Source organism: Serratia sp. 2723 (assembly GCF_050434425.1).
GTDB lineage: Bacteria > Pseudomonadota > Gammaproteobacteria > Enterobacterales > Enterobacteriaceae > Chania.
This window is the reverse complement of record NZ_JBNDIN010000004.1, coordinates 280,791-298,621: the sequence shown is the minus strand read 5'-3', so window position 1 is coordinate 298,621 and position 17,831 is coordinate 280,791. Positions and strand designations below refer to the sequence as shown.

Genomic DNA, 17,831 nt, shown 5'->3' with positions numbered 1-17,831 from the left:
CCAGGGGAGCCCCTGGCGTAATGAGATCAAGCCTGCTGCTTTTTCGACAGGCTCAGAACAAACAGCACCGCAGCGCTTAACACTACCGAAGGCCCCGCTGGCGTATCGTAAAACGCCGAGAAGGTCAGCCCACCTGTGACCGCAATTATCCCTACCAATACCGCATAACCGGCCATTTGTTCCGGAGTACGTGCAAAACGCCGTGCGGTTGCCGCCGGGATAATCAGTAGTGACGTAATAATCAGCGCGCCGACAAATTTCATGGCCAGCCCGATGGTCAAGGCGGTGACCAGCATCAAGATGGTGCGTGCGCGGGGCAGGTTAACGCCATCGACATGTGCCATCTCCGGGCTGATGGTCATCGATAACAGGTCGCGCCATTGCCACCAGAGCACCAGCAGCACAATCACCACGCCAGTACCGATCATCCAGATATCGCTGATCGTCACCGACAGCAAATCCCCAAACAGATATGCCATCAGATCTACGCGCACGTTGGACATCAGTGCGACCACCACCAGACCTAGCGATAGCGCACTATGCGCCATAATACCGAGCAGCGTATCGATCGACAGCTGTGGGCGGCGCTCCAGCCAAACCAGCACCAGGGCCAACAGCAACGTGACGGCAATCACGGCGTAAAACGGATTGACGTCCAGCAATAAGCCGAAGGCAACACCCAGCAGCGAAGCATGTGCCAGCGTATCGCCAAAGTAAGACATCCGGCGCCAGACCACAAAGGAACCCAACGGGCCCGCCGCCGCCGCCAACAGCACACCGGCCAGCCAGCCGGGCAATAACAGTTCAATCATGCCTCACGGCCCCCGGTTTTTTTCAGCACAATTCTGCCTTGCAGGTCGTGACGGTGATTATGGTGATGGCGATAGATCGCCAACTGCTCAGCGCCCCGGTTGCCGAACATGGCGATAAACTCTGGGTGCATTGACACCACTTCCGGTGTGCCGGAGCAGCAGATATGTTGGTTCAGGCACAGGACGTCGTCGGTTTTGGCCATCACCAGATGCAGGTCATGGGAAACCATCAGCACCGCGCAGCCCAGCTCTTTGCGCAATTGGTCGATCAGGTCGTATAACGCCAACTGGCCGTTGACGTCCACCCCCTGCGTGGGTTCATCCAGCACTAGCAGCTGCGGTTGGTTCAATAGAGCTCGCGCCAGCAACACCCGCTGGTTTTCGCCGCCGGACAGTTTTTGCATGGGCTGTTCCAGCAGATGCGCAGCCTGTACGCGTTTGAGTGCGGGCAGGATATCGGCCTTTTTCACCCCGGGCTTGAGCCGCATAAAGCGGTTGACGGTCAAGGGTAGGGTGGCATCGAGATGCAGCTTTTGCGGCACATAGCCAATGCGCAGCCCAGGCAGACGTTCCAGCGTGCCTTCCGTTGGGGCAATTAAGCCCAGCACTACGCGAACCAGCGTTGATTTGCCGGCCCCGTTAGGCCCGAGGAGCGTCAGAATACGACCCGGTTGCAGGTTGAGAGAGATATTCGTCAGTACCCGCCGGGTACCAAAAGAAACAGAGATATTTTTTAGCGTTGCCAGTGTAGACATATCGTGATTACATTTTGCAGAACTAACCGAATGTTATAATATCACGCTTCTTTGCTGAAAACGACGGGATTACTGATGATGGTACAGAAAAATAAATGGCTGCAACGCACACTGCTGGCGGCGGCTTTGGTAATGGCGGGCAATGCAACGGCCGCCGTAGTGACCTCTATCCGCCCGCTGGGCTTTATCGCATCCGCCATCGCAGATGGGGTAACGCCTACCGAGATTTTATTACCGGACGGCGCCTCGCCCCACGACTTCGCCTTGCGCCCGTCGGACATTCAGCGGCTGCGTAGCGCCGACCTGGTGCTTTGGGTCGGGCCAGATATGGAGGCTTTTCTGACCAAAACCCTGACTCAGTTGCCTGCCAATCAGCAATTGGCGATCGGTGAACTGCCTGCGGTACAGCCGTTGTTGATGAAAGGCGATGACGATCATGACCATGACCATGACCATGACCATGCAGCCGAAGCGCATAGTCATGCGGATAGCGACGACGGGCACGACCATCATCATGGTGACTATAATATGCACGTTTGGCTGTCGCCAGAGGTGGCAAAAGTGACCGCGATCGCGATTCACGACAGATTATTGGAACTTATGCCGCAAAAGAAGGACAAATTAGACGCAAACCTGCGCCAGTTCGAGGATCAGCTAGCGCAAACTGATAAAAATCTTGTTAAGATACTAACGCCTGTGCAAGGTAAGGGATATTTTGTTTTTCATGACGCTTATGGCTACTTTGAAAAACACTTCGGCTTGAGCCCACTGGGCCATTTTACCGTTAATCCCGAAATTCAACCTGGCGCACAGCGTTTACACCAAATTCGAACACAGTTGGTTGAGCAGAAAGCAGTCTGTGTTTTTGCTGAGCCACAATTCAGGCCGGCCGTAATTAATGCCGTTGCCAAAGGGACCAATGTGCGTTCAGGAACGCTGGACCCGCTGGGCATCGGCATCGCACTGGGGAAAGACAGCTACGGGAACTTCCTGACAGCGCTGTCCAACCAGTACGTGAGCTGCCTGAAGTAAAGATTATGAGGATATTATTGAGTGCAGAAGATAGTCCGAACTATCACTCTGGCGTATAACAACCTGCCTCGGCCCCACCGCGTTATGCTAGGGTCGTTGACAGTCGTTACGTTGGCCGTCGCTGTTTGGCGGCCTTCCGTTTATCACCCAGAACATAACCCTATCGTTAAAAGCGTCGAGTTGGAAGCCAACCAGTTAAGGGCATTGCAGCCCGAAGCCAGTGAACCTATAGATGCCGACCAACCTACCCCCGATGATGACATCCCTGAGGATGAGCTGGACCAGAAGGTCGCCGGAGAGGAAGGTGTGCATGAGTATGTGGTTTCTACCGGTGACACGCTCGGCAGTATTCTGACCCAGTACGGCATCGAAATGTCGGATGTTTCGCTGCTGGCTTCACAGAACCGCGATTTGCGTAACCTGAAAATCGGCCAGCAACTCTCCTGGACACTGACCGAAGATGGCGATCTTAAGCGCCTGACCTGGGAGGTTTCCCGCCGCGAAACCCGCACCTATGATCGGGTGGGCAACGCTTTTAAAGAAACCAAAGAAACCCAGAAGGGTGAATGGCGCAACAGCGTACTGACCGGCAAGCTGAACGGCAGCTTTGTCAGCAGCGCCTCGGCGGCTGGCCTGAGCCGTGCCGAGATTAATGCGGTGATCAAAGCCCTGCAATGGCAGCTTGATTTTCGCAAGCTGCGTAAAGGCGATCAGTTCGCGGTGTTAATGTCGCGCGAAGAGTTTGACGGCAAGAGCGAGCAGAGCCAACTGTTGGGCGTACGCATGCGCAGCAGTGGCAAAGACTACTTCGCCATCCGCGCCGATGACGGTAAGTTCTACGATCGTCAGGGTTCCGGGTTGGCGCGTGGCTTTATGCGTTTCCCGACCATGAAGCAGTTCCGCATTTCTTCCAACTTTAATCCGCGCCGCGTAAATCCGGTGACCGGACGCATTGCACCGCATAAAGGTGTCGACTTCGCCATGCCTGTCGGTACGCCTGTGCTGGCGGTGGGTGACGGCGAAGTGCTGATCGCCAAACGCAGTGGCGCGGCAGGTAACTATGTGGCGATCCGTCATGGACGCCAATACACCACGCGTTATATGCACTTGAAAAAGCTGTTGGTCAAGCCAGGGCAGAAGGTGAAACGTGGCGATCGCATTGCGCTTTCCGGTAACACTGGCCGCTCTACTGGCCCACATTTGCATTATGAAATGTGGACTAACCAGCAAGCGGTAAACCCATTGACGGCTAAATTGCCTCGCTCTGAAGGGCTGATGGGGAAAGATCGCAGCGATTACCTGGCACAGGTGAAGGAAGTGGTGCCGCAGCTGCAGCTGGATTAACCATCGCTATCCCTTATAATTTATAATTTCCCATCGGCCTGTTTTCGGGCCGATGTTTTTATTAGTGCCTGCTCGAGGTCACAATACCTTATATTGTCAGCGTACGGTCGTGGTTCTAATCTGTTTAGTCAGTGACTGGGGTGAACAAGCGCAGTTAACAACGTTGCAGCTTGAAAGACGACGGGTATATATTTTGCGAGCAGACACGTTGAGTGAGAGCAGGTCATGCAAAACGAGAAAAAATCGAACGTAGAGTTCATCCCACAATTTGATAAAGCCTTCTATCATCCGCGCTACTGGGGCGTTTGGTTGGGAACCGGGCTGATGGCCGGTATTTCTCTGGTCCCTGCTCGAATGCGAGACCCATTACTGGGTGCGATTGGTAAACTGGCTGGCAAGGTTGCGAAAGGGGCACGACGCCGCGCCCGTATCAATCTGCTCTATTGCATGCCGGAACTGCCAGAACAGCAACGCGAACAAATTATCGATGAGATGTTTGCCACCGCGCCGCAATCGATGATCCTGATGGCGGAACTGGCCTGTACCAAACCGGAGAAAGTACTCAAGCGCGTGCGTTGGCACGGTGAAGACGTGCTGGATAAAATCCGTGAGGAAGGCCGCAACGTGATTTTCCTGGTGCCGCACGGCTGGGCCGTCGATGTGCCTGCGATGCTGATGGCTGCGCGCGGACAACCCATGGCGGCGATGTTCCATAACCAGAGCAACCCATTGGTCGACTATCTGTGGAATAGCGTGCGCCGCAAGTTTGGTGGCCGTATGCACGCCCGCAACGATGGCATCAAGCCTTTTATCAGTTCGGTGCGCCATGGTTATTGGGGCTATTATCTGCCTGATCAGGATCACGGTGCCGAGCACAGTGAATTCGTGGATTTCTTTGCGACCTATAAAGCCACATTGCCTGCGGTCGGCCGCCTGATGAAAGTCTGCAAAGCGGCGATCGTGCCGCTATTCCCGGTTTATGACGGTAAAACCAGCATGCTGGACATTTATATTCGTGAACCGATGGATGATCTGGCCGAAGCCGACGATGTTCGCATTGCGCGCCGCATGAACGAAGAAGTGGAAAACCTGGTGGGCCCTAATCCAGAGCAATATACCTGGATTTTGAAGCTGCTGAAAACTCGCAAGGAAGGTGAGATTGAACCTTACTCGCGGGATGATTTATATCGTTAAGATAGTTACCAGCAAAGTAAAACGACGGACATGAAGCCCGTCGTTTTACTTTGTAAACCAAGGGTGCTCATAGAGTTACACGCCAACAACCTATCAACTCTGCGTAACAGTACACAATTCGAGTATTCCCAGCTTTTGATAAATCACCAATGCACCATGCAGCCCTGCTGGATCAGCGGTTCAAGCACCGCAGGGCTGTGGTCAAAGTCATTCCATCGCAGATCTAGCCGCCGCAGATTTTTCATCTGCGCCATGCTTGCCGGTAATGTGCTTAACCGATTGGCACGTAAATCCAATGAGGCCAGTGAACTTAACGCACCAAAATTCTCTGGCAACTGGGTTAACTGATTAAAACGTAAATTAAGCGTAGTCAGCTTGGGTAATTGGCAAAATTGATCGGGTAAGTACGCAATGGCGTTATTTTCCAAATCCATCACCTGTAATTCCGACAACTGAGCGATCTCGCTGGGCAGGGTAGTGAGTCGGTTTTTCATCAGGTGTAATTCACGCAACTGGCCCAACAAACCGATCTCGCAGGGTAATGTGGTGATGGCGTTATTGTAGAGACGCAACTCTTGTAGCGCCGCCAGGGCGCACAGTGCCGTGGGGAGTTCCACTAGCTGATTATCCGTCAGATTCAGATAACACAACGCTTGCAGCTGACGAAGTGAATCGGGTAGCTGGCTGAAGCCGTTATCACTTAAATACAGATACTTTAATTTACCCAATTCCCCGATTTCGGCGGGAATTGATGCTGCCTGGTTGTGACCAAAATCGAACATCTGCAACTGGCGGAGCAAACCGATTTCCGTCGGCAGTTCGGCAATCTGATTGCAGGAAATGTTGAGCACTTTCAGGTTACGATGGTGAAAAATCTGCTCGGGGAAGCGGGTCAGGCAATTATTGTACAGGCTGATTTTTTGCAGGAAGGTACCGCTGAGATCTTCACTATCCAGATTGGCCAATTGCCGCCCATCAAGATCCAGCGAGCCACGAGTATATTGCTGATGATGTTGATGCAGCATGAAGAGGTTCCCCAAATAGCAATAAAAAAGCCAGTCAGCGTAAACCGACCGGCCTTAACATTAAATGCGCGGTAATCAGTCTACGCGCAGGATTCGGTTGGTATTGGTGGTGCCAACGGTACCCATAACGTCACCTTGGGTAACCAGCACCAGATCGCCAGACACCAGATAGCCTTTATCACGTAGACGGGCGATTGCATCATTAGCGGCGACGACACCATCACTGTGGCTACCGAAGTAGACCGGAGTGACACCGCGATACAGCGCCGTCAGGTTCAGAGTGTGTTCATGGCGTGACATGGCGAAGATCGGCAAGCCGGAGCTGATACGCGACATCATCAGCGCGGTGCGGCCAGACTCGGTCATGGCGATGATGGCGGTAACCCCTTTAAGGTGGTTAGCGGCATACATGGTCGACATGGCGATGGCTTCTTCGATATTGTCGAACTGCACGTCCAGACGGTGCTTGGATACGTTGATGCTTGGGATCTTCTCTGCGCCCAGGCAAACACGCGCCATGGCGGCTACCGTTTCGGCTGGATACTGGCCCGCAGCGGTTTCGGCAGACAGCATGACCGCATCGGTACCATCCAGCACGGCGTTCGCCACGTCCATCACTTCGGCACGGGTCGGCATCGGGTTGGTGATCATCGATTCCATCATCTGCGTGGCGGTGATCACTGCACGGTTCAGCGTACGGGCGCGACGGATCAGTTTCTTCTGGATACCCACCAGCTCCGGGTCGCCAATTTCGACGCCCAGATCGCCACGGGCAACCATGACCACATCGGAGGCCAGGATAATGTCATCCATCGCTTCGTCGCTGCATACGGCTTCGGCCCGTTCTACTTTTGACACGATTTTAGCGTTGCAGCCTGCATCACGTGCCAGGCGGCGAGCATAGTTCAGGTCTTCGCCGGTGCGCGGGAAGGAGACGGCCAGGTAGTCGACGCCAATTTTGGCGGCGATCAGGATATCGGCTTTGTCTTTCTCGGTCAGTGCTTCGGCAGAAAGGCCGCCGCCCAGTTTGTTGATGCCTTTATTGTTCGACAGCGGGCCACCCACGGTGACTTCGGTGAACACTTTCATGCCCTGAACTTCCAGCACTTTCAGCTGCACGCGGCCATCGTCCAGCAATAGCACATCGCCAGGAACCACGTCCGCAGGCAGGCCTTTATAGTCGATACCGACTTTTTCTTTATCGCCTTCGCCCTTGGTCAGGTTGGCATCCAGCAGGAATTTATCGCCGATGTTAAGGAAAATCTTGCCTTCCTTAAAGGTGGAAACGCGGATTTTTGGCCCTTGAAGATCGCCCAGGATAGCGACATGACGCCCCAGCTTGGCCGCAATCTCACGCACTTTATCTGCCCGTGCCTGATGGTCTTCTGCATTGCCGTGGGAAAAGTTAAGCCGAACTACGTTCGCACCAGCAGCAATAATCTTTTCCAGATTATTGTCGCGGTCGGTAGCCGGACCCAGTGTGGTAACGATTTTGGTTCTTCTGAGCCGTCTGGTCATGTATTACTCCGTTGACTGGTGACGCAAGTATTGGTGTTGCTGAACGTCAGATAACGAAACCGGATGAGGGGGCCGACGCTGTTTGCCTGGCCAATTTTCACCTGGGCTATCTGTATGTACGAGCTATCAGGGTACAACTATAATCCCGTGGGTCAACTTGCTGATCTGACCGGCGGTTTTTAAATCCGTTTTCAGTCGAAACTATTAGGGACGATCCCTTTATCAAAGCGCGATTCTTTCAACGCTTCCTTGACCCGCTTCAAGTTATCTCTGAATTTAGCCCCTCGGCGCAAGGTAAATCCGGTGGCCAGCACGTCAATCAGGGTTAACTGCGCAATTCGGGATACCATTGGCATATAAACATCGGTATCTTCCGGCACGTCCAGCAGTAGCGGGAGGGTTGCCGCCTGGGCCAGCGGTGTATCTTTCGAGGTGATGGCGATGACCGTGGCGTCGTTCTCTCGCGCCAGGTGCGCCATCTCGACCAGATTCTTGGTGCGTCCGGTATGGGAGATCAGTACCACGACATCCCCCTCGACGGAGTTCATACAGCTCATGCGCTGCATGACGATATCGTCAAAATAGACTACCGGAATATTGAAGCGGAAAAATTTGTTCATGGCATCGTGCGCCACGGCAGCAGAAGCCCCCAATCCGAAGAACGAGATTTTTTTTGCCTGGGTAAGCAGATCAACCGCACGATTGATTGCGGTAATGTCGAGATTTGCCTTTACTGTATCCAGGTTGGCCATCACCGACTCAAAGATCTTACCGGTGTAAGCGGCAACGGTGTCGTTTTCTTCGACATTGCGGTTTACATAGGGCGTGCCGTTGGCCAGACTTTGTGCCAGATGCAGTTTGAAATCGGGGAATCCTTTGGTTTCAAGGCGGCGGCAAAAGCGGTTAACGGTCGGTTCACTCACATCGGCCAATTTGGCCAGCCGGGCGATGCTGGAGTGAATGGCGGTTTGTGGGGAGGCCAGGATCACCTCGGCGACTTTCCTTTCCGATTTGCTCAGGAGCTCCAGATGGCTCTGGATTTTTTCCAGCGTATTCATATAACGAGAGTCACTCATGGTTTATACCTGCCGGACACCGGCTGTCGCTGGCGATCCATCGGGTATGTCGATTTCAATCAAAGGAGAAATCAATCCGGTTTAATGAAAATATACTACGTGCTGGTAAGCGTTGGCAGTGTCGACAAGGGATAAGCTGGCTTTTTTCACCAGAACATGACCTGTGTCTAACTTTCATAATGGTAAAAGAGTGTCAAAAAAGACAGAAAATTACAGTTTTCCCCGTTGCCAGCAGCGTTAGCGCTACGTCAGGGATAACGCCGTAGTTTCTGGGGCTTTTTTTCTGCTTTTGATCCGGGTTTACTGGCTGTAGCGAAAGAGAGTACATTAGTAATGTAAGAAAATTACAAATATCCTGCATCGAGGAGATGAACATGGCGGTAACTTCTACAGCCCAGGCCTGTGACCTGGTTATTTTCGGCGCAAAAGGCGATCTGGCGCGTCGTAAACTGCTGCCTTCCCTGTACCAGTTAGAGAAAGCCGGTCACATCCACCCGGATACCCGTATCATCGGGGTAGGCCGTGCCGAGTGGGATAAAGAAGCTTATACCAAGGTGGTCAAGGAAGCCCTGGGCACCTTTATGAAAGAAAAGCTGGACGATGAGCTTTGGGCCACGCTGAGCGCACGCCTGGACTTCTGCAATCTGGACGTCAACGACAGCAAGCACTTCGCCGAGTTGGGCAAGATGCTGGACCAGAAACATCGTACCACCATCAACTATTTCGCCATGCCGCCAAGCACCTTTGGCGCCATTTGCAAGGGTCTGGGCGAGGCCAAACTGAATAAAGAACCTGCGCGAGTAGTGATGGAAAAGCCACTTGGTACTGATCTGGCGTCCTCACGGGTGATCAACGATCAGGTCGCTGAGTACTTTAACGAATCCCAGGTTTACCGCATCGACCACTATCTGGGTAAAGAGACGGTACTGAACCTGCTGGCGCTGCGCTTTGCCAACTCCCTGTTTGCTTCCAACTGGGATAACCGCACCATCGATCACGTGCAGATCACCGTGGCGGAAGAGGTGGGTATTGAAGGGCGCTGGGGATATTTCGATCAGGCCGGACAGATGCGCGACATGATCCAGAACCACCTGTTGCAGATCCTGACCATGATTGCCATGTCGCCACCGGCGGATCTGACCACTGACCGTATTCGTGATGAGAAAGTCAAAGTGCTGCGCTCGCTGCGCCGTATCAATCAGACCAATGTTCGGGAAACCACCGTGCGCGGCCAGTACACAGCAGGTTTCGTGCAGGGTAAAAAAGTGCCGGGCTACCTGGAAGAGGAAGGGGCAAACAAGAGCAGTAACACCGAGACGTTTGTTTCCATCCGCGTCGATATCGACAACTGGCAATGGGCCGGGGTGCCGTTCTATCTGCGTACCGGTAAGCGTTTGCCGACCAAATGTTCAGAAGTGGTGGTGTACTTTAAAAACCCACCATTGAACCTGTTCCGTGACTCCTATCAACAACTGCCGCAGAACAAACTGACCATTCGCCTGCAGCCGGACGAAGGGATCGAAATCCAGGTCCTGAACAAGGTGCCGGGATTGGATCACAAGCATCGTCTGCAAACCACCAAGCTGGATCTGAGCTTCTCGGAAACCTTCAATCAGGAACACGTGGCCGACGCCTATGAGCGCCTGCTGCTGGAAACCATGCGTGGCATTCAGGCGCTGTTCGTGCGCCGTGACGAAGTGGAGGAGGCCTGGAAGTGGGTTGACTCAATCATGGATGCCTGGAAAGCGGATAACGAAGCGCCTAAGCCATACCAGTCTGGGACTTGGGGGCCGGTGGCTTCCGTCGCGATGATTACTCGCGATGGCCGTTCGTGGAACGAGTTCGAATAAGCAGCAGTTTACCTGTTCCCTCACCCTAACCCTCTCCCAAAAGGAGAGGGGATAGATCGAAGTTGCTGCTGTTCTGGTTTTCTTGCTGGAGCGGCAGAGGTAGATAGATTTGGTTTTCTTCCTGAAACAGAAAAGGCTTATTGAGAGCACCGTTTAGTTCCCTCTCCCTTTGGGAGAGGGCTGGGGTGAGGGGCTGGGAACACGTCAACAGAATTAGCCTAGGTGACCGGCGTCAGCCTGTCTGCTGGCTTTTAGCGGTGCGATCGGAATCTGCAGTGATGCGGAGCCCTGTGGCAGGGGCGTGCCATACACCAACCGAAAGTAATGGAGATAATGACGATGAAAAACTGGAAAACCAGTGCAGAGCAGATCCTGACGGCAGGCCCCGTAGTTCCGGTGATTGTGATTAACAAGCTGGAATATGCAGTGCCGTTGGCCAAAGCGCTGGTTGCGGGTGGCGTGCGCGTGCTGGAAGTGACGCTGCGTACCGCCTGTGCGATGGACGCTATTCGTGCGATCGCCAAAGAGGTGCCTGATGCCATCATTGGTGCCGGTACGGTGATTAATCCACAGCAACTGCAGGAAGTGACCGAGGCTGGTGCACAGTTTGCCATCAGCCCTGGCCTGACCGCCGAGCTGCTGAAAGCCGCCACCGCAGGCAGCATTCCGTTGATCCCGGGTATCAGCACCGTTTCCGAGCTGATGTTGGGGATGGATTATGGCCTGCGCGAGTTTAAATTCTTCCCAGCGGAAGCCAACGGCGGCGTCAAGGCGCTGCAAGCCATTGCCGGGCCGTTCTCGCAGGTGCGCTTCTGCCCAACCGGCGGCATCACGCCGAACAACTACCGTGATTATCTGGCGCTGAAAAGCGTGTTGTGCATCGGCGGTTCCTGGTTAGTGCCTGCGGATGCGCTGGAAAGCGGCGACTATGCCCGTATCACCGAATTGGCACGTGAAGCCGTCAAAGGTGCTACCGCCTAAACCCGCGTTCGCTCCTGCTGATGCCAATCCTCTGTGATTGGCATTTTTTTTGCCTGCAAATACCACAACTTCACATTTTGCGGTGGTTGTTATCTATTTACTGAATGGTTTTCCGGAGGAGATAGGGTCTACAGTTATGGGATGTGAAAAAGATTGTATTATGGCAGATGGTTATATATGATAATGAGAATGGTTATCTTTACGGTGCTGTTTGAAAAGAGTCGGCTTATCTAACCAGCTGGGTACATTTCTGCCAGTATCTTAACGTATATATTTTCGGGTCATGATTGGCTTGAAATATTTTTACGGTAAATAGATTTTATGCGGGATTTATTTCGACAGGAAGTCGTGGAACACCAACGTGCCAAATGGGCGGGCAAAGTGTTATTGATAACAGGTATGCCAGCTTGGTTTTTTTGTGTTTTGTCGCTACTGTTTCTTAGTATCTTGCTTGCCTTCCTTATATTCAGTAGTTACACCCGCCGCATCAATGTTTATGGAGAAATAACTACCTTTCCTCGCTCGGTAAACGTGTTTGCGCCACAACAGGGCTTCATCGCAGAGCGTTTTGTTGGCATTGGAGATGTGGTCAAAAAGGGGCAGCGCCTTTATCAACTTGATGTCAGTCGTGTGACGGATACCGGTAAAGTCAGCGCCAATACGCGTTTGGCGCTGGAAAATCAAGTGCAGCATGTCGATAGCATTATTTTGAAGCTACAAGACAATAAACGTATGACGTTGGAGAATCTACACCAGCAAAAACAGCAGTATGAAGCAGCCCATTTGCAATCCAAAAAGTTGTTGGATAATGCGCAGAAAGGAGTCGACTTTGCTCAGAATAACATGCGCTCATATAAAGACTATCAGCGGCGCGGCCTGATAACCAAAGATCAACTAAATGGGCAGACTTATTCATTTTATCAACAACAGAGTCTGTTCCAAAACTTGTATAGTCAGCATATCCAAGAATCACTGCAAATCACTAATCTTGAAAGTGATATCGTTACGCGCGCCGCAGATTTTGATAACCAGATTTCTCAGTACCAGTTTCAGCGTAATGATTTACAGCGTCAATTGACTGAAGCAGATGCCAGTGGGACGTTGATAGTTAACGCACCAACGGATGGTCGTATTGAGTCTCTAAGCGTTACACCAGGACAAATGGTCAATAGTGGCGATAGTTTGGTGCAGATTATCCCTCGTAGCGATGCGATTTATCAGTTAGTGCTGTGGTTGCCGAATAGTAGCGTACCCTATGTTTCTGCGAATGATACCATCAATATTCGCTACGACGCTTTTCCCTACGAAAAATTTGGGCAATTTCCTGGCAAGATCGAAAGTATTGCTTATGTTCCTGCCTCCGTTCAAGAAATGTCCACTTACAGCAGTTCGCCAGTGCATCAAATGGCCGCGCAGACGGCATCTTATTATAAGGCTATCATTGTGCTGGAAAAAACGCGCCTCAGTTATCAGGGCAAAGTGCTGCAGTTGACTAACGGCATGCATGCCCAGTCGACGCTTTTCCTGGAGAAAAGGCCATTATATCAATGGATGTTCTCGCCTTTTTACGATATGCAAAAAAGTCTGATGGGACCGATAAATGACTGATTCCAATTTCGAAGCGTTGACGGGAAGATTGAATTTAGCATTTGGCAGGAAAGTGCCGCAGATCCTACAGACCGAAGCATCTGAATGCGGTTTGGCTAGTTTGGCGATGGTGTGTCATTACCATGGCTTACAAATCGATCTGTTCAATTTGCGCAGCCGCTACGGTTTTTCGTCGCGTGGTGCAACGTTATCCGCATTGATTGATATAGCTGGTGCGTTGAAATTGCAATCGCGCGCGCTGTCATTGAACATTGACGAACTCAAGGCGTTGAAATTGCCCTGTATCCTCCATTGGGATATGAAGCACTTCGTTGTTCTGGTCAGTATCAGCCGCGGGCGAGCGGTGATCCACGATCCGGCCTTCGGGCGTAAGGTGATGGAGTTGCATGAGATCTCGCGGCACTTCACCGGGGTGGCACTTGAACTGTGGCCCGACAGCGAATTTCAACCAATCAAGCAGAAGAGCAGGTTGCGTTTCCGCAAGCTCATGGCCAACGTGCATGGGCTCAAAGGGGCATTGCTTAAGATCTTCTGTCTTTCGATAGTGATTGAAGCCGTCAATCTGTTGCTTCCGGTTGGCACGCAGTTGGTTATGGATCATGTCATCCTTGCTGGTGACCATGACCTTTTGGCGTTGATATGCATAGGATTGTTGTGCTTCATTTTATTCCGTACTGGCGTATCCATGCTGAGAACGTGGATTTCGATTGTTATGGGGGCGCTGATAGACGTGCAGTGGAAGGCGGGGGTTTTCGATCATCTGCTGAAACTGCCGCTTTCTTTCTTCGAAAAGCGCAAGTTGGGTGATATTCAATCCCGCTTCGGCTCGCTGGATACGATCAGAACCACGTTTACCACCAGCATTGTCAGCAGCATTATCGATAGCATCATGTCAGTCGGCGTGTTTATTATGATGCTGCTTTATGGCGGTTGGTTAGTGTGGGTAGTGCTCGGCTTCACGGCGGCATACATTATCTTGCGGCTATCGACATACCAATATCATCGGCAGCTGTCGGAAGAGCAATTGGTAAAGGGGGCGCGGGCAAGTTCTCACTTTATGGAGACGTTGTATAGTATTGGCACCTTGAAAGCATTGGGATTATCCGAGACTCGCGCACAGTTTTGGTTAAACCTGAATGTGGAAACGATTAACGCTGGCATCAAGTTAACCAAGCTGAATATGATGTTTGGTGGGCTTGGCGCGTTTATTGCCACCTGCGATCAGGTGATTATTCTGTGGCTCGGGGCTGCATTAGTGATCGACAATCAAATGACGCTCGGGATGTTTGTCGCTTTCAACGCTTATCGAGGTCAATTTTCTGAACGTGCCAGCAGCCTGATCGACATGGTACTCCAGCTGCGTATGCTAAGTTTGCATAACGAAAGGGTGGCGGACATCGTATTATCTCCGCCGGAACAGCAAATGCCAATTCGCCAGTTATTCGCCAAAGGTCAGGCAGTGGAACTTCAGGTTAGAAATCTGCGTTATCAATACGATCATCTAACGAAGCCTATTATTGCCGATTTAAACCTCAGTATCGCAGCGGGTGAAAGTGTGGCGATCGTCGGCCCATCCGGTGTGGGCAAAACCACGTTGATGAAATTGATGTGCGGATTGCTGACACCGGTTGAAGGTACGATCCTGGTTGATGGTCTGGATATCAGCAATATCGGTGTAAATAATTATCGTCAGTGTATTGCCTGCGTGTTACAGGATGATAAGTTGTTGGCAGGTTCCATTGCCGAAAATATTTCGGGGTTTGATGCTGAGTTGGATTTTAAGCGTGTTGAAGCCTGTGCCCGTCGCTGTAATATACATGACGATATTCAAAGCATGCCGATGGGATATGAAACCCTAATCGGGGAATTAGGGGGGAGTTTATCTGGCGGACAGAAACAGAGGTTGTTGATCGCTCGTGCGATGTACCGCAGGCCAAGTATATTGTTTATGGATGAAGCAACCAGCCATTTGGATCTGGAAAATGAGGCGCATATCAACAACGCTATAGCGCAATTGAATATCACACGTGTCATTATTGCCCACCGTCCTTCGACCATTGCTTCAGCGGATAGGGTGATTCCATTAGCATGATATTGATGATGAAAATATGTCATTTTATTTATATTTTTATAGTGCTTAATTTGAAAGGTGTTTTAGCTGTCGTTATATCTTTTTTGGATTAGGATTTTCTCCTTATTTTGTAAGCTGTAATCTCACGATTTACTAATAAAGATAAGTAACAGAAATATTTTTCATGTTGTACAACACCGTGCGTAAAGTGGATAATTTGCCGTAAAATATATTGATTCGTGTGGTGAATTTTATTAAATGTGCCTGTTCATAGATATGGGGTATTATGCAATGCAGTAGAGAATAGTGAACAATCAGTATCTTTATTTTTTATCTGAGAGCGCTAGTGTAAATTAATTTTTACTTTAGGTTTAATCGTACTCAAGAGTACTATCTAATTTCTTATCACACCCAGACAATAATTGCTATCAACGGATAGAGGGATGTTACTGGGTTGACAATATATAATTTAAGCTGGGTATGTGACCAGCTATTGTTAAGCGTATAATAGGTTGGCAAAAAAACACTTGTAACGATTGATTATTGTTTGAATTATAACCTTTGAAGTGTTATATTTTTTACTCCATTAATAGGAAATGGAGGTTTAATGCTTTTAGTCATACTTATGGCCTTACAGTTTATGGTCGCTTTTTTCGCATATGATTATTGTGAAAAAAAACTAGACAAGTTAAACAGTAAATAACCTAAACAAGCAGAGTCGTAATGTTGCGACTCTGCTTTCTATTTCATCCATGATGATGTCAGGCCCGTTTCTGTTTCCATCGTCTGTTCTGTGAAGGATAGATGAGTGTTTATAAGTCCTAATAATGCGGGCTCGGAGATATCTTTCGGTAATTCTAGTGTGTCAATTATTGTTAAGATAATTGCCCTTAGTAGTACCCCTGGGCCTGAGATTTTCAACGTTATCCTCGAACTGTTTTTGTATCCATCAAGAGTATAGTTGGAAATAAAATCATTCTGACTGTTTTTTTCTAGTAGGCAAGTGATTTCTCTATAGTTTTCTTTGATAATGCATAAGGCCCTATTTATCGTCATGGAGTGACTATTAGCCACTATAACGTTACTGAAAAACACATTGATATTTTTATTGTTTCTACTGATTAGAGGTATATCAAAAGGGATTTTTATTTCTTGCAACCCACTAAATATACTGTTGGTTTCAATGTTACACAAATCCTTTTTCATTGCATTGAACAATGCTGGGCGATTGATATAATCATTGGTCTCCAAAAATTTTTTTCCTTCGGATCTTATCCCCCAAAACTTTTCAAATACCATCGTGTTCTTCATTGCCTCTATTTTTTCATGGTTTCCTTCAAGCCGGTCATTGTTGGTTAAGTATCTTTCCGTATTTGGAAAGCTAATGTTTATTTTAGGTAGCGTATCTATATCAATGTAAATTCCGCCGAATTCTAGTAATATCAGTAGCCTTATTACATCCGATGCAGCTGCGAGGTTGGTCCTGTAAAATATTTCTAACTTGTAAATATCATATTCTATCCGGTTTTTAACTTTACTAGTCAGATTGTTTATATCCATTATTTCTATGTTGTTATGGCTTGACTTGAGATAAATAAAATCTCTGTATGCTTTTTCTCTTTTTTTATGTAAAGAATTTAGTGTTGTTTTACTTGGGGTTTTAATAAGGTATTCTGCTATTATTTCGTCATTAACTCCATGTTTCTCTTGTGAAAAGCACCAACATTCGCGTTGTATCCGCAATGCTTCTTGCTTTCCGGTCCTATCGGAACGCAATGTGTTTTTTTTTGCCTTCAATAACTCACCTGCTAAAAGCGTTTTAGGGTCTATCCATAACATAATACGGTAGTCATTATTATGCTTTGCCCATAACTCTACATGTTTGAGTTGGGTTTTTGACATTTTACCAATCCAGATAAAGTGAATTATTTTGCTATTTAATTTTTTGAATACATGCAGGTTGCGAGCTGACTGGTACAAGTAAAGTAATTTTTCTCTCAGAGTGCACACCGGAGGTTCTTGAAAGTTACTTTCTATACAAATAAGTAATTCATCGAGAAAAATAAGACTTTTTAAGATGTTTTTTGCGACTCCTGACTCATATGAGATAGCGGCATAGCTAAATGTGTCAGCGATGGAGTTTATGTTGGCCTCTTTATTTTTGCAGGATGATTTTGGTATTATATCAATATAAATGGTTTTAAGCATGTCTAACAAAATAGAGAGTTCATTTCTGTGTTTACCTTCTTTTTCAATAAGTTTGGTTTTATCACCATGAATGATCTTTTCTTTCAATATCGCTATTTTTTTGCTTAGTTTTTTCATGTGTTATCATGCCCTCCTGTAAGGAGGGCATGCTCAGTGATTAATTTTTTCAGTTATCGTTAAAAGGGTCGTTATTTGAAGAGCCGTTATTACCAGGTACTCTTGAACCCATAATAGTACCTGAATTTGTACTAGGACTGTTATCTCCTAAACCAGATGCCCCAGCAAGAATACCACTATATCCACCGGAAACATTTTCTAGAAACTTCTCGTCCAATTCTTTCATGTTAATCTCTCTAT

14 protein-coding genes are annotated in these 17,831 nt (G+C 49.3%); 7 read left to right on the top strand and 7 right to left on the bottom strand.

Annotated features, from left to right (window positions below):
• Positions 1–26 precede the first annotated feature (26 nt).
• Entirely contained in the window at positions 27–812 is a 786-nt protein-coding gene (gene znuB, locus ABIE29_RS08385; RefSeq protein ID WP_074028721.1) for a zinc ABC transporter permease subunit ZnuB, read from the bottom strand.
• Positions 809–1,567, bottom strand: a complete 759-nt coding sequence (znuC, locus tag ABIE29_RS08380) for a zinc ABC transporter ATP-binding protein ZnuC (protein WP_024528731.1) — start codon at positions 1,565–1,567, stop codon at positions 809–811. The genes znuB and znuC overlap by 4 nt, the downstream gene beginning before the upstream one ends.
• A gap of 78 nt (positions 1,568–1,645) precedes the next feature.
• On the opposite strand from znuC, the gene znuA reads away from it, so the two are divergent.
• The 3 genes from znuA to lpxM all read left to right on the top strand — a co-directional run bounded on the left by znuA (position 1,646) and on the right by lpxM (position 5,137).
• On the top strand, positions 1,646–2,599 hold the full coding sequence (gene znuA / locus ABIE29_RS08375; protein WP_429618077.1) for a zinc ABC transporter substrate-binding protein ZnuA: 954 nt from the start codon (positions 1,646–1,648) through the stop codon (positions 2,597–2,599).
• Between the two features lie 21 nt (positions 2,600–2,620).
• Positions 2,621–3,943: a murein DD-endopeptidase MepM gene (gene mepM, locus ABIE29_RS08370; protein WP_429617891.1), complete on the top strand. Its 1,323-nt coding sequence runs from the start codon at positions 2,621–2,623 to the stop codon at positions 3,941–3,943.
• 225 nt (positions 3,944–4,168) lie between these two features.
• Complete coding sequence (gene lpxM, locus ABIE29_RS08365) at positions 4,169–5,137, top strand: lauroyl-Kdo(2)-lipid IV(A) myristoyltransferase (RefSeq protein WP_039996032.1); 969 nt, start codon at positions 4,169–4,171, stop codon at positions 5,135–5,137.
• A 143-nt stretch (positions 5,138–5,280) separates the two neighbouring features.
• Here lpxM and ABIE29_RS08360 read toward each other — a convergent pair whose 3' ends face one another.
• From ABIE29_RS08360 to ABIE29_RS08350, 3 genes are all read right to left on the bottom strand, one after another.
• The gene (locus tag ABIE29_RS08360; RefSeq protein WP_429617890.1) at positions 5,281–6,162 is read right to left on the bottom strand and encodes a leucine-rich repeat domain-containing protein; all 882 of its coding nucleotides are present in this window, start codon (positions 6,160–6,162) and stop codon (positions 5,281–5,283) included.
• A 75-nt stretch (positions 6,163–6,237) separates the two neighbouring features.
• Positions 6,238–7,680 (bottom strand): pyruvate kinase, encoded by a 1,443-nt coding sequence (gene pyk / locus ABIE29_RS08355; protein ID WP_024486464.1) that lies wholly within the window; start codon positions 7,678–7,680, stop codon positions 6,238–6,240.
• 191 nt (positions 7,681–7,871) lie between these two features.
• On the bottom strand, positions 7,872–8,738 hold the full coding sequence (locus ABIE29_RS08350) for a MurR/RpiR family transcriptional regulator (protein ID WP_429618076.1): 867 nt from the start codon (positions 8,736–8,738) through the stop codon (positions 7,872–7,874).
• A gap of 392 nt (positions 8,739–9,130) precedes the next feature.
• On the opposite strand from ABIE29_RS08350, the gene zwf reads away from it, so the two are divergent.
• From zwf to ABIE29_RS08330, 4 genes are all read left to right on the top strand, one after another.
• Positions 9,131–10,606, top strand: a complete 1,476-nt coding sequence (gene zwf / locus ABIE29_RS08345) for a glucose-6-phosphate dehydrogenase (RefSeq protein ID WP_065685647.1) — start codon at positions 9,131–9,133, stop codon at positions 10,604–10,606.
• 339 nt (positions 10,607–10,945) lie between these two features.
• Positions 10,946–11,587, top strand: a complete 642-nt coding sequence (locus ABIE29_RS08340) for a bifunctional 4-hydroxy-2-oxoglutarate aldolase/2-dehydro-3-deoxy-phosphogluconate aldolase (protein WP_429617887.1) — start codon at positions 10,946–10,948, stop codon at positions 11,585–11,587.
• 321 nt (positions 11,588–11,908) lie between these two features.
• Positions 11,909–13,195: an HlyD family secretion protein gene (locus ABIE29_RS08335; RefSeq protein WP_429617885.1), complete on the top strand. Its 1,287-nt coding sequence runs from the start codon at positions 11,909–11,911 to the stop codon at positions 13,193–13,195.
• Positions 13,188–15,287 (top strand): peptidase domain-containing ABC transporter, encoded by a 2,100-nt coding sequence (locus ABIE29_RS08330; RefSeq protein ID WP_429617883.1) that lies wholly within the window; start codon positions 13,188–13,190, stop codon positions 15,285–15,287. The genes ABIE29_RS08335 and ABIE29_RS08330 overlap by 8 nt, the downstream gene beginning before the upstream one ends.
• 720 nt (positions 15,288–16,007) lie before the next feature.
• Here ABIE29_RS08330 and ABIE29_RS08325 read toward each other — a convergent pair.
• Together ABIE29_RS08325 and ABIE29_RS08320 are read right to left on the bottom strand one after the other, a co-directional pair.
• Positions 16,008–17,591 (bottom strand): TcdA/TcdB catalytic glycosyltransferase domain-containing protein, encoded by a 1,584-nt coding sequence (locus ABIE29_RS08325; protein ID WP_429617881.1) that lies wholly within the window; start codon positions 17,589–17,591, stop codon positions 16,008–16,010.
• 49 nt (positions 17,592–17,640) lie between these two features.
• Positions 17,641–17,817: a hypothetical protein gene (locus tag ABIE29_RS08320; protein WP_429617879.1), complete on the bottom strand. Its 177-nt coding sequence runs from the start codon at positions 17,815–17,817 to the stop codon at positions 17,641–17,643.
• Positions 17,818–17,831: the final 14 nt, after the last annotated feature.